General features: G+C 60.0%; 9 protein-coding genes. 6 read left to right on the top strand and 3 right to left on the bottom strand.

The window, feature by feature from the left end; all coding sequences use genetic code 11:
• The first annotated feature begins 530 nt into the window (after positions 1 to 530).
• Together KGB23_RS09165 and rmuC are read left to right on the top strand one after the other, a co-directional pair.
• Positions 531 to 854, top strand: a complete 324-nt coding sequence (locus KGB23_RS09165; protein WP_150655174.1) for a sel1 repeat family protein — start codon at positions 531 to 533, stop codon at positions 852 to 854.
• A gap of 175 nt (positions 855 to 1,029) precedes the next feature.
• Positions 1,030 to 2,394 (top strand): DNA recombination protein RmuC, encoded by a 1,365-nt coding sequence (rmuC, locus tag KGB23_RS09160; protein WP_191623476.1) that lies wholly within the window; start codon positions 1,030 to 1,032, stop codon positions 2,392 to 2,394.
• Between the two features lie 179 nt (positions 2,395 to 2,573).
• Here rmuC and KGB23_RS09155 read toward each other — a convergent pair whose 3' ends face one another.
• On the bottom strand, positions 2,574 to 6,044 hold the full coding sequence (locus tag KGB23_RS09155) for a PAS domain-containing hybrid sensor histidine kinase/response regulator (RefSeq protein WP_223430767.1): 3,471 nt from the start codon (positions 6,042 to 6,044) through the stop codon (positions 2,574 to 2,576).
• Positions 6,045 to 6,276: 232 nt separating this feature from the next.
• Positions 6,277 to 6,816 (bottom strand): TetR/AcrR family transcriptional regulator, encoded by a 540-nt coding sequence (locus tag KGB23_RS09150; RefSeq protein ID WP_223430765.1) that lies wholly within the window; start codon positions 6,814 to 6,816, stop codon positions 6,277 to 6,279.
• Between the two features lie 91 nt (positions 6,817 to 6,907).
• On the opposite strand from KGB23_RS09150, the gene KGB23_RS09145 reads away from it, so the two are divergent.
• The 4 genes from KGB23_RS09145 (at position 6,908) to KGB23_RS09130 (ending at position 11,685) form a co-directional block, all read left to right on the top strand.
• Complete coding sequence (locus KGB23_RS09145; protein WP_223430764.1) at positions 6,908 to 8,101, top strand: MFS transporter; 1,194 nt, start codon at positions 6,908 to 6,910, stop codon at positions 8,099 to 8,101.
• A 42-nt stretch (positions 8,102 to 8,143) separates the two neighbouring features.
• Positions 8,144 to 8,455 (top strand): cupin domain-containing protein, encoded by a 312-nt coding sequence (locus KGB23_RS09140; RefSeq protein ID WP_008148700.1) that lies wholly within the window; start codon positions 8,144 to 8,146, stop codon positions 8,453 to 8,455.
• A 105-nt stretch (positions 8,456 to 8,560) separates the two neighbouring features.
• Complete coding sequence (locus tag KGB23_RS09135) at positions 8,561 to 9,712, top strand: TDT family transporter (protein WP_223430759.1); 1,152 nt, start codon at positions 8,561 to 8,563, stop codon at positions 9,710 to 9,712.
• A gap of 98 nt (positions 9,713 to 9,810) precedes the next feature.
• A complete protein-coding gene (locus tag KGB23_RS09130) occupies positions 9,811 to 11,685 on the top strand; it encodes an MFS transporter (RefSeq protein WP_223430757.1) in 1,875 nt (624 codons plus the stop codon).
• 46 nt (positions 11,686 to 11,731) lie between these two features.
• Here KGB23_RS09130 and KGB23_RS09125 read toward each other — a convergent pair whose 3' ends face one another.
• Complete coding sequence (locus tag KGB23_RS09125; protein ID WP_223430756.1) at positions 11,732 to 12,658, bottom strand: GGDEF domain-containing protein; 927 nt, start codon at positions 12,656 to 12,658, stop codon at positions 11,732 to 11,734.
• Positions 12,659 to 12,831 lie beyond the last annotated feature (173 nt).

Raw genomic sequence — 12,831 nt, 5'->3', positions numbered from 1 at the left:
GTTCTCTGGGTGCCCCTCATTCAACGTCCGGATTGGCGCTCGGAAAAAGCCATGACCCGCAGACTTGCCCTGTAATAGCACAAATTCCGACCATTGGCAGTCACGGCTCATCGGGCCAGGACCAGCCTGGATCATGGGTTTGCCAAGGTTTATCCCCAAGTGCGGGCGAAAAATGCGCCGAAAAAGCGCATCGATATAACTGCCTCGAAGGTACTTGTGCACATAAGTCGCGGAGGGTGTCACGCCGCTGTCATCATCGCTTCAAACGCAGTGGGTGCCTGTAACCAAAATTTAAGTCAATGAAAAACATCGCTTTTTTTTACTGGTGAAAAAATCGTCAGTTTGACTGCGAGCCCCATTCCATACGGCTTTGCGAGAGTTCAAGGGCGGTTGTCCACTGAGTTATCCACAGCTTCTGTGGATTGTCCCGAGCGCTTGCTCTAGGACGGGCGTGCCGGGTTTTTTTAGGCTTTACCTGTAAGAAAAAAAGAGTAGAGTGGCGCGCCTTCCGATCTGCCCCACAGTGCTTTATGAAGTTTCGCTCAGTATCAGTCTCTGCAACCTCCACACCTCCCAGCGTTACCCCGCCCAAGCGCTTTTCGATGCGTGTGGCCGAGTGGCTGCTGGACAGCCCGCGTCTGGGCGAAAACCCCAACGTCAAACACTTCGCCGGACGTTTGCTCAAGCAGCCAGCCCGTGAAGGGGTCGTGGCCGCGCAAAGCCGTCTCGGTCAGCTGATGTGCCGTGAATGCGGGAATGCCCGGGATCGCCGTATCGGTCAGGACCTTCTGCGTTCGGCCGCGCGGTCAGGGGATCGGCGCGCCCAGCAGGAACTGGGTCTGATCGAAGACTGAGCTGTCCAAGACCTGACGCCTTGGTTAACCTTCAAGCTTTATTTCATTGGCAGGAGTGGCTATGGCTATGGACTTGACCAGCGCATTGCTCGGTCTGGCGGGCGCTGCGCTGCCGTTACTGGTACTGGCCTGGCAACTTCAGCGCCGAGCGAGCGCCACGCAGTCAGAGGTTGCACTGCTGGAAGAGCGCCTGGCCACGGCCCATCTGGCTCAGGATGGATTGAACGCCCAACTCGAAGCCTGTCGCGATGAGATCGGTGATCTGGGCCAGGCCAACGCCGCCAAACAAGCAGACCTGGCCGCCGTTCGCCGTGAAGTCGAATTGCTGCAAATCGAACGCGACGATGCACGCGACGCCGCTCACGCCTGGAATCTGGAACGCGCCGGCAAAGAGGCTGAGTTGCGCCGTCTGGACGCCCAGGCCGCTTCGCTCAACGCCGAGCTGCGTGAGCAGCAGGAAAGCCATCAGCAGCGCCTCAACGACCTGCAGGGCTCGCGAGACGAACTGCGAGCGCAGTTCGCCGAGCTGGCCGGCAAAATCTTCGACGAGCGCGAGCAGCGCTTTGCCGAAACCAGTCAACAGCGCCTCGGTCAGTTGCTCGATCCGTTGAAAGAACGCATCCAGTCCTTCGAAAAACGCGTCGAAGAAAGCTATCAGGCAGAAGCCCGCGAACGTTTTTCCCTGGCCAAGGAACTGGAGCGGCTGCAACAGCTGAACCTGCGCCTGAGCGACGAAGCCACCAACCTGACCCGCGCCTTGAAAGGCCAGAAAACCCAAGGCAACTGGGGTGAGCTGATTCTTGAGCGGGTGCTTGAACACGCGGGCCTGGAGAAGGGGCGCGAGTACCAGACCCAGGTCAACCTCAAGGGCCCGGACGGTGAACGTTTCCAGCCGGACGTGATCATTTATCTGCCGGGCGACAAGCAGGTGGTGGTCGATTCCAAGGTCAGCCTCACGGCCTATCAGCAATACGTCGCGGCCGAAGACGATGCCATCGGCCAGATCGCCATCAAGCAGCACGTGCTGTCCCTGCGCACTCACGTCAAAGGGCTCGCCGGCAAGGATTACAAGCGTCTCGACGGTTTGCACAGCCTGGATTTCGTCCTGCTCTTCGTACCGATCGAAGCGGCATTTTCCGCCGCATTGCAGGCTGAGCCGACGCTGTTTCAGGAGGCCTTCGACCGCAACATTGTGATCGTCAGCCCGACCACGTTACTGGCGACCCTGCGCGTCATCGACAGCCTGTGGAAGCAGGAGCGCCAGAGCCAGAACGCCCGGGAAATCGCCGAGCGGGCCGGGTGGCTGTACGACAAGTTCGTGTTGTTCATCCAGGATCTGGATGAAGTCGGCAGTCGATTACAGCAACTGGATAAAGCCTACAGTTCTGCGCGCAACAAGCTGACAGAAGGCCGCGGCAATCTGGTCAGCCGCAGCGAGCAACTCAAGTTGCTTGGCGCGCGGGCGAGCAAGAGCCTGCCGGCAGACTTGCTGGAGCGGGCGATGACGGATGTGGATGGGTTGGCTGAGTTGCCCGAATAGACTTCTGTTGCTGTTGACATTTGTGGCGAGGGGGCTTGCCCCCGTTGGGCTGCGAAGCGGCCCCAAAACCATTCACCCGATTTCTTCAGGTAAAAGCGCGTTGCATGATTTACGACTGCTGCGCAGCCGAGCGGGGGCAAGCCCCCTCGCCACAGTGGTGTGTATAGAAACCTGCCACGCTACAACGGCAAATGCCGACTCAGCAGCGCCCGCAACGCCGCCGGTTTCACCGGTTTGGCCAGATAATCCAGCCCCGCCGCATGCACTTGGGCCACCGTCTCCGGTCGCCCATCGGCGCTGATCACTACCCCTGGCACTGGCTCACCCAATCGGGTTCGCAGCCATGCCATCAGTTCGGTCCCGGTCTCGCCATCGTCCAGGTGGTAATCCACCAGCGCCAATTGCGGTCGCATCCCGTCGCTAAGCAGCGCCGCGCATTCATCGCGGTTGCGCGCGGTCCAGACCTGACAACCCCAGCGCGTGAGCAAGCTGTTCATGCCGATCAGGATGCTGTCTTCGTTGTCGATGCACAGCACCTGCGAGCCGCTCAGCAATTTGCCATTGAGTTCGGCGACCTGGGTCGGGAGCGCGGATTGCGCATGAGCCAACGGCACACTGACGCTGAACACACTGCCGCGCCCCGGCCAGGAGCGTACGCGCAAGGTATGACCCAGCACGCGACACAGCCCGTCAGCGATCGCCAAGCCAAGCCCCAGGCCTTTCTCCGCGCGCGTCTGGTGGCTGTCGAGGCGTTTGAATTCTTCGAAAATGACCTGCTGTTTATCCACAGGAATGCCCGGACCACGGTCCCAGACTTCCAGGCACAGCTCGCCCTTGCGTCGACGAACCCCTAGCAGCACCGGGCCTTTGGCGTAGCGGAAAGCATTGGTCAGGAAGTTCTGCAGGATTCGTCGCAGCAGTTTGATATCGCTGTCGACGCGCAACGTACTGCCCCTGACGCGGAATTTCAGCCCTTGGTCGCGGGCCAGCGCCTTGAACTCGGCACCGAGGACATCGAACATCTCATTGAGCACGAACGGTTTGGGATCAGGGTTGATCTTGCCGTTTTCCAGGCGGGAAATGTCCAGCAGGTCGCTGATCAAGTCCTCGGCCGAGCGTAGTGAAGTGTCCAGATGATGGACCAGTTTCTGCGCCTCACCGGAAAGGCCGTCGTCTTGGTGGGAAAGGGCGGCCGAGAACAGTCGCGCAGCGTTCAACGGTTGCATCAAGTCGTGGCTGACCGCCGCCAGGAAACGGGTTTTAGACTGATTGGCCGATTCCGCGGTGCCCTTGGCTTCGGTCAGGGCGAGGTTGAGTTGCGACAGTTCGTGGGTCCGCTCGGTGACCCGACGCTCCAGGCCCTCGTTGGCTTCGGTCAGCGCCTGCTCAGCCTCGCGGAACGCGGTGATGTCGGTGAAACTCATGACAAAACCGCCGCCCGGCATCGGGTTGCCGATCAGCTCGATCACACGGCCATTAGGGAAAAGTCTTTCAGAAGTATGGGCGCGGCCCTGACGCATCCAGTGCAAGCGCCGTGCTACATGCACTTCGGCTTCGCCGGGGCCGCACAGGCCGCGTTCGGCGTTGTAGCGAATGATGTCGGCAATCGGTCGGCCAAGCCTGATCAGTCCATCCGGATAGTTGAACAGCTCCAGGTAGCGCCGGTTCCAGGCGACCAGTTTCAGCGACTGGTCGACCACACTGATGCCTTGGGTGATGTTCTCGATCGCGCCTTGCAGCAGCGCGCGGTTGAATTGCAGCACTTCGGAGGCTTCGTCGGCGATTCGGACCACGTCCTCGAGTTGCATTTCCCGACCTTCGATGGCGGCTTTTACCACCGCTCGGGTCGAAGAAGCACCCAGCACACCGGCCAGCAAACGTTCGGTATGGGCGATCCATTCACCATCGGCGTTCTGGTTCGGGTTGAAGCCTTTGCCCTGGCGGTAGGCGAAGCGGATAAAACTTTGACGGGCGCGTTCCTCACCGACGAAGCGTGCGGCCAACTGCAATAAATCGTCGATCTGCACCGACAGCATCGAACGGGCGCTGGGGCGGGCGCTGATTTCCTGACCGATGAAGCGACCCGCCTGCCAATGTTCCGAAACCCTCGTACGCGACAGCACCGACACCCAGGCGAACAGCGTGAAGTTGGCTGCAAGCGACAACACCACGCCTTGTGTCAACGGGGTGAGCGGCAGTTTCAGCGGGTTGCTGTGCAACCAGGCCAGCCCCGGGAAACTGCTCAAGGACAAACCGAGGCTGTGGGCCGCTATCGGCAAAATCAGGGTGTAGAACCAGAGGAATGTCCCGGCGGCGAGGCCGGCGAATACTCCCCGGCGATTGGCTTGTTTCCAGTACAGCGCGCCGAGCATGGCGGGGGCCAGTTGGGTCACGGCGGCGAAGGCGATCTGGCCGATGGTCGCCAGGCTCGCCGTCGAGCCGAGCAGGCGATAACTGACGTAGGCCAGCAGCAGAATCACCACAATGCTCACTCGGCGTACCGAGAGCATCCACTGGCGGAACACTTCGAACGGCCGCTCGGCGTTGTTGCGCCGCAGCAACCATGGCAACAGCATGTCGTTGGAGACCATGGTCGACAACGCCACGCTGGCAACAATCACCATGCCGGTCGCCGCCGAGGCGCCACCGATAAACGCCAGCATCGCCAGGGCGGGATGGGATTGAGCGAGCGGCAGGCTGATGACAAACGAGTCCGGCAGCACCGAACTCGGCAGCAGCATCTGACCGGCGAGGGCGATAGGAACGACGAACAACGCCGCCAGCGCCAGATAGGCTGGAAACACCCATTTGGCCAGGCGCAGATCCTGAGGGTCGATGTTTTCCACCACCGTCACGTGGAACTGCCGGGGCAGGCAGATGATTGCCATCATTGCCACGCCGGTCTGCACCACCATCGACGGCCAGTTGATGGTTTCCTTCCAGTATTCTTCCAGACGCGGTGCGAGCATGGCCTGGTCGAACAGGTCGTCGAAACCGTCGTACAGGCCGTAGGTCACGAACGCGCCGACCGCGAGAAAAGCAAACAGCTTGACCAGCGATTCGAACGCAATCGCCAGCACCATGCCGCGGTGGTGTTCCGTGGCGTCGAGGTTGCGGGTACCGAAGACGATGGTGAACAGCGCCAGCGCCAGTGACACGATCAGCGCCGTGTCCTGGGCGCGAGTGCCCATGGCGTCGGCACCGGCACCGATCAACAGGTTTACCCCGAGCACGATGCCCTTGAGTTGCAACGCGATGTAGGGCAACACGCCGACCAGGCAGATCAGCGCCACCACCACGGCCAGCGACTGGGATTTGCCATAACGCGCGGCGATGAAGTCGGCAATGGAGGTGATGTTCTCCTGCTTGCTGATCATCACCATTTTTTGCAGGACCCACGGCGCGCACACCAGCAGCAGGATCGGTCCGAGGTAGATCGGCAGGAAAGACCAGAGTTGTTCGGCGGCCTGGCCCACGGCGCCAAAGAAGGTCCAGCTGGTGCAATAGACGGCCAGCGACAGGCTGTACACCCAGGCGCGCACTCGCGGCGGCAACGGCGTGCTGCGACGGTCGCCGTAGAAGGCGATGGCGAACATGATGGCCATATAGGCCAGGGCGACGGCGGCGATCAGCCCGCTGGACAGCGACATGGGAACTCCAGACAAAAGACACCCGGGACTCCCGCCCGGACAGACAGTCTCGCACGATGGCAGGGGTTAGTCAGTGTCGACCAAGGTCGCGGCGCGGCGGGGTGTCGCAGGGTGTGTGCCAGTTGGATCTTGGGTGTCTGTGCAGGCCTCTTCGCGAGCAAGCCCGCTCCCACAGGGGATTTGTAAGCAACATAGATCCAGTGTGGGAGCGGGCTTGCTCGCGAAGGGGGCCTCACTGACTCAACGCAATCTCGATCAACCGATGCAATTCCTCAACCTCCAGCGGCGTCGCTGAAAACAGGATACGAAACACCGTCGGCGCCGCCACCATGTTGATCAGCCGATCAACGTTCGGCTTCGACTGATCGGGGTAACGATCCAGAATCGTCTGCAATTGCCCGCCAATGATCGTCGCGCAAAGGGCTGGCGTGGTGCTGCATTGCACGTCGCGCAACATGTTGCGGCCGGGCTCGGAACTCATCTCGTCCAGATACTGCTCGGCCCAGGCGCGTACATCACCGCGCAGGTTGCCGGTATTGGCCGGCTCGCTCTCGGGGCGCATGCGGGCGAGGGCGACATCCGCCAACAACACCGACAGGTCGCCCCAACGCCGGTAAATGGTCGACGGCGTGACGCCGGCACGCGCGGCGATTTGCGGGACGGTCACGGTGGTGCGGTCCTGCTCTTCAAGGAGATCGCGGACTGCCGAGTGAACCGACTCTTGCACCCTGGCGCTTCTACCGCCAGGGCGTAAACCTTCTTTAATAGCCATGCATCGGACCTTAACACAAAGAATTTGCTTTAAGCGTCAGCCAGTCGCACACTCCGCAAAAGCAAAAAGTTAGCTTTTGCGGAGTGTATTTATGTCCAGTTCTACGTCTAATCGTTCAAGCCTGGGGTTCCTGGCGATCACCTTACTCAGTTTTCTCGCGGCGTCCACGGCGCCGACGCCGTTGTATCACTTGTACCAGGAACACCTGCAATTCTCGGCAGCGACCCTGACCCTGATTTTCGGCGTGTACGCCATCAGCTTGCTGGCGGCATTGCTCACGGTCGGTTCGCTCTCGGATTACCTGGGGCGCAAACCGGTGATCTTCACCGCTGTGATGTTGAACATGCTGGCGATGCTGCTGTTTATCAATGCAGACAGTGTCGCCTGGTTGATCAGCGCACGGGTGCTTCAAGGTTTTGCTACGGGAATGGCCACTGCCGCATTGAGTGCGGCGCTGCTGGACACCGATCGCCAACAAGGGCCGCTGGTCAACAGTGTCGCGCCGTTGCTGGGCATGGCGTCGGGTGCCATGGGTTGCGGCTTGTTGGCCGAGTTTGCGCCGCTGCCGTTGCAGTTGACCTATTGGGTGCTGTTCGCGCTGTTTGTGATGCAAGCGCTGTACGTCTGGCGTTTGCCGGAAAGCGTCAGTCCCCAAGCGGGAGCCTGGGCCTCGCTGCGCCCGACACTGCATGTGCCGATCCAGGCGCGGCGTGCGTTGTGGTTGGTGCTGCCGATCAATATCGCTGTATGGGCGCTCGGTGGTTTTTACGCTTCTTTGGCACCGTCTCTGGTGCGCACAGCCACTGGATCGACCTCAAATCTGATTGGCGGTGCGACGGTGGCCGTGTTGACGGTGACCGGTGCGTTGATGATCTACACCTTGCGCAATCGGCCGGCCGACAAGGTGTTGCGCTTGGGCGGCAGTCTGCTGTCCATCGGCGTCGCGCTGATTCTGATGGCGGTGCACAGCGCCAGCCTGCCGCTGTTTTTCGTCGGGACGTTGTTGGCCGGTGGCGGTTTTGGTGCCGGTTTTCTCGGTGCACTGCGCAGCGTCGTGCCGCTGGCCTTGCCCCATGAGCGGGCAGGGTTGATGTCGGCTTACTACGTGCTGAGTTATCTGGCGTTCTGCTTGCCGTCGTTGCTGGCCGGAAACTTGACCCGGACCTTCGGGCTGGTGGCCACCACCGATGGTTACGGTGCGGTGCTGATTGCTCTCTCGGTCGGCGCTCTGCTCGCGTTGATGCGTAAGCAGTCCATGAAAGTCTGTGGCGTCGATGTTCGATGACCGCTAGCCTTGGCACCGCCATCCATTTCGACGGACCGACGCATGAAAATCATCCGCAGCAAATCCTTCACCGCTGACCGTGCCTGGGGCGCTTTGGATATCGCCAACATGAACGGCATCACCACGCGTTTGCACTGGACCGATCAGCCCTATAAATGGCACATCAATGATGGGCAGGAAGTGTTCGTGGTGCTGGATGGCGTCGTGCAGATGCGTTACCGCGAAGCAGGTCAGGAGAAAGAAGTGGAGTTGGGTGTAGGCGATATCTTCTATGCCGACGTCGGTACCGAACACGTTGCCCATCCGCAGGGTGCGGCGAGAATCCTGGTGATCGAGACTGAAGGCAGCGTCTGACGTTATATCTGCAAAACAGATAACAGTTAGAGATATTACCCGTTATATCGATATTCGATTCGGATCTACCATGGGCTCCACCTCAACAGAGGACAGGAGTTCACCATGACATGCCCCAACACTGCCCCAGCCGGTTTCAAACCTTTTAGTCATTTGCAGCACCCGCGTGAAGTCATCCGCCAGTTCACGCCGAACTGGTTCGCCGCCACCATGGGTACCGGTGTGCTGGCGTTGGCGCTGGCGCAGCTGCCTGGCGCAAATGCCGGTTTACACGCAATTGCCGAAGCCCTTTGGCTGTTCAATATTGTGCTGTTCGTTTTATTCGCGGTTATGTATGCGGCGCGTTGGGCGCTGTTTTTCGATGAGGCGCGGCGGATTTTCGGCCACTCCACGGTCTCGATGTTTTTTGGCAGCATCCCCATGGGCCTGGCGACCATCATTAATGGTTTCCTGGTGTTCGGTCTGCCGCGTTGGGGTGAGGGCGTGATTCATGTCGCCGAGGTGCTGTGGTGGCTGGACGTGGCGATGTCTGTGGCGTGCGGCGTGCTGATTCCCTACCTGATGTTTACCCGTCAGGAACACAGCATCGACCAGATGACCGCCGTCTGGCTGTTGCCGGTGGTGGCGGCAGAAGTGGCGGCCGCCAGCGGTGGTCTATTGGCGCCGCACCTGGCCGATGCCCATTCGCAATTGGTGGTGCTGGTGACCAGCTACGTGCTCTGGGCCTTTTCCCTACCGGTTGCGTTCAGCATTCTGACCATTCTGTTGCTGCGCATGGCACTGCATAAGTTGCCCCACGAAAACATGGCCGCCTCCAGTTGGCTGGCGCTGGGGCCGATCGGCACCGGGGCGCTGGGCATGTTGCTGCTGGGCGCCGACGCGCCGGCGATCTTTGCTGCCAACGGCCTGCCGGGCATCGGTGAAATCGCCGCAGGGCTGGGATTGGTGGCCGGGATCACCCTGTGGGGCTTTGGTCTGTGGTGGATGCTGATCGCGCTGCTCATCACCCTGCGTTACCTGCGCGTCGGTATTCCGTTCAATCTCGGCTGGTGGGGTTTCACCTTCCCGTTGGGCGTCTATTCTCTGGCGACGTTGAAACTGGCCAGCACCTTGAACCTGACGTTTTTCAGTGCCTTCGGCGGTGTGCTGGTGGTGCTGCTGGCGGTGATGTGGCTGATCGTCGCCAAACGGACAGTGCAGGGCGCCTGGCGGGGCGAGTTGTTTGTCTCGCCATGCATTGCAGGATTAAAGAAATAACCTGCAAAGTTTAGGTAATGTGTGGCCTGGATCGCCGTTGGATATTCCAATAACTGCATCCACGCCACTCTCTACCCAACATCAGGGACACATGGAAGATGAGTCACCCCTCACAGTTCACCTTGCTTCGCACCCGGCGCTTCCTGCCGTTCTTCATCACGCAGTCGCTCGGGGCGTTCAACGACAACATCTTCAAGCAGTCGCTGATACTCGCCATTCTCTACAAGTTGACCATCGACGGTGATCGCTCGATTTGGGTCAACCTGTGTGCGCTGCTGTTCATTCTGCCGTTCTTCCTGTTCTCGGCACTGGCCGGGCAGTTCGGGGAGAAGTTCGCCAAGGACGCGCTGATTCGTCTGATCAAGCTCGGGGAAATCGCCATCATGGCGGTCGGCGCGGTCGGTTTCATGTTCGATCACCTGTCGCTGATGCTGGTGGCGCTGTTTGCCATGGGCACTCACTCGGCGCTGTTCGGGCCGGTGAAATACTCGATCCTGCCGCAGGCCTTGCGTGACGAAGAGCTGGTGGGTGGCAACGGCCTGGTGGAAATGGGCACCTTTCTGGCGATCCTCGCCGGGACCATCGGTGCCGGGATCATGATGTCCTCCAGTCATTACGCGCCGATCGTCTCCACGGCGATCATCGGTGTTGCGGTCCTCGGCTACCTGGCCAGTCGCAGCATTCCACGGGCTGCGGCCGCCTCCCCGGAAATGCGCCTGAACTGGAACATTTTCAGCCAGTCCTGGGCCACGTTGAAGCTGGGCTTGGGGCAGACGCCAGCGGTGTCACGCTCGATTGTCGGCAACTCGTGGTTCTGGTTTGTCGGGGCGATTTATCTGACGCAGATCCCGGCCTATGCCAAGGAGTGGATGCACGGCGACGAAACCGTGGTGACGCTGATTCTTACCGTGTTCTCGGTCGGTATCGCGCTGGGTTCGATGCTCTGCGAAAAACTGTCCGGCCGCAAAGTCGAGATCGGCCTAGTGCCGTTCGGCTCGTTCGGTCTGACCGTGTTTGGTTTGCTGCTGTGGTGGCATTCCGGTGGAATTCCAGACAGCGTTACAGGCCATGGCTGGATCGAAATCCTGGGTTTTGGCCACGCCTGGCTGGTGTTGATCGACATTCTGGGGCTTGGGGTGTTCGGCGGTTTCTACATCGTGCCGCTGTACGCGCTGATTCAGTCGCGTACCCCCGAGAACGAGCGGGCGCGGGTGATTGCCGCCAACAATATTCTCAACGCACTGTTCATGGTGGTCTCGGCGATTGTCTCGATCGTCTTGCTGAGCATGGTCAAGCTGTCGATCCCGCAGCTGTTCCTGGTGGTGTCGCTGCTGAACATCGGCGTTAACGCCTACATCTTCAGCATCGTCCCCGAGTTCAGCATGCGCTTCATGATCTGGTTGCTCAGCCATTCCATGTACCGCGTAGAGCATCGCAATCTGCAACTGATTCCCGATGAAGGTGCGGCGTTGCTGGTCTGTAATCACGTGTCCTTCGTCGACGCCTTGCTGATCGGCGGCGCGGTGCGTCGGCCGATTCGCTTTGTGATGTATTACAAGATCTACAACTTGCCAGTGCTGAACTTTATCTTCCGTACGGCCGGGACCATTCCGATCGCGGGGCGTCAGGAAGACATTCAGATCTACGAAAAAGCTTTCACGCGCATTGCGCAGTATCTGAAGGATGGCGAGTTGGTGTGCATCTTCCCTGAGGGAAAATTGACCGCCGATGGCGAGATCAACGAGTTCAAGGGCGGGCTGACGCGGATTCTCGAAGAGACGCCGGTGCCGGTGATTCCGTTGGCACTGCAGGGGTTATGGGGGAGTTTTTTCAGCCGCGATCCGCAAAAAGGCGTGTTTCGCCGGTTGTGGTCACGGGTGACGCTGGTGGCAGGGCCTGCGGTGTCGGTTGAGGCGGCAGAGCCAGCCAGGTTGCAAGGGATGGTGGGGGAATTGCGCGGCGCTGTGCGCTAATTCCTTTCGGTGCGGGCCGCTAACCAGGCGTGCCCGCTCTGGGCATTCAACCCGCCATCGCCAACCGGTTACGTCCCTCGCGCTTGGCCACATACAACGCATTGTCGGCCCGTCGCAACAGACTGTCGGCAGACTCGCCGGGCAATAGCGTCGAGCAGCCAAGGCTTACCGTCAGCTCGATCGCATGGCCGTCGGCCGAATATTCCTCTGCCTGCACTGCAAATCGTAGCCGTTCGCCAACCATGGCTGCCGCCTCACGACTCGTGTTGGAAAGCAGGATCAGGAACTCTTCGCCACCAAAACGGAAGACCATGTCCACATTGCGCAACTGGTTTTTGATCGAGGCTGCAACGGCCTTGAGCACGTCATCGCCAGCGCTGTGTCCGTGGGTGTCGTTGATGTGTTTGAAGTGATCGATGTCCAGCATCAGCAGCGACAAGGGTTGCAGATGCCGACGCGACATCTCGATTTCCCGTTGCAGGGTCTGATCCATGGCAATGCGGTTGCCGGTATCCGTGAGCGGATCGCGCAAGGCGCTTTGGGTGGCAGCGCGGTAGAGCAAGGCATTGCGCATCGGATACAGCAATGCGGACAGCAGCGATTCGAGGTTGCCTTGTTCCTGCTCACTGAAGCGCTGATTGCGGCGGAATACCAGTTCGCCCAAGTGCTCGCCTTCATGGCTGAGGCTGTAGCTGATCGAATGATGCCCGCGCAGGCCGAACGCCAGGCGCAAGTCGCTGGACGTGTGCTCGTACGTCAAGGCGTCAAGCGGTACAAGTCGCTGAATCTCACGGAAGAAGAGCCCCAGAATGCGTTGCGGCTCAAGACTGGTTTGCAGCTGCAGGCTCAGTTGCTGGCGCATTTGCGCAAGGCTGACGGGCCTCTCGATGAGGGTAGGCTGCTGACCAAAGCCCAGGCGTTGCAATTTGGCGCTATCGAAGTCAATTGCGTTGGTCTGGGAAGGTGATTTCATATGGCGTGCGCCCCTAAGCAGTAAGGCTGTCTTACAGGCTGGGTGAGAGCGGCATTGGGCTGCGCGTCATACTGGTCCATCAGTCCCGTAGGACATTTGGCGCAAGTTTAGTCCGCTTTGCCGACGATAAGTAACCTGTCGGCTCAGGCGTCCGCCCGTTTGCTTTCACACTG

It is taken from the genome of Pseudomonas sp. GL-B-26, from assembly GCF_019947405.1.
GTDB lineage: Bacteria > Pseudomonadota > Gammaproteobacteria > Pseudomonadales > Pseudomonadaceae > Aquipseudomonas.
Note: the sequence above shows the minus strand (reverse complement) of the source record. Positions and strands in the feature narration are given on the sequence as shown.

Coding starts and splice junctions, on each gene's coding strand:
- KGB23_RS09165 (WP_150655174.1), top strand. CDS start 531: ATGAAGTTTCGCTCAGTATCAGTCTCTGCAACCTCCACACCTCCCAGC.
- KGB23_RS09155 (WP_223430767.1), bottom strand. CDS start 6,044: ATGTCGCTGTCCAGCGGGCTGATCGCCGCCGTCGCCCTGGCCTATATG.
- KGB23_RS09150 (WP_223430765.1), bottom strand. CDS start 6,816: ATGGCTATTAAAGAAGGTTTACGCCCTGGCGGTAGAAGCGCCAGGGTG.
- KGB23_RS09145 (WP_223430764.1), top strand. CDS start 6,908: ATGTCCAGTTCTACGTCTAATCGTTCAAGCCTGGGGTTCCTGGCGATC.
- KGB23_RS09140 (WP_008148700.1), top strand. CDS start 8,144: ATGAAAATCATCCGCAGCAAATCCTTCACCGCTGACCGTGCCTGGGGC.
- KGB23_RS09135 (WP_223430759.1), top strand. CDS start 8,561: ATGACATGCCCCAACACTGCCCCAGCCGGTTTCAAACCTTTTAGTCAT.
- KGB23_RS09130 (WP_223430757.1), top strand. CDS start 9,811: ATGAGTCACCCCTCACAGTTCACCTTGCTTCGCACCCGGCGCTTCCTG.
- KGB23_RS09125 (WP_223430756.1), bottom strand. CDS start 12,658: ATGAAATCACCTTCCCAGACCAACGCAATTGACTTCGATAGCGCCAAA.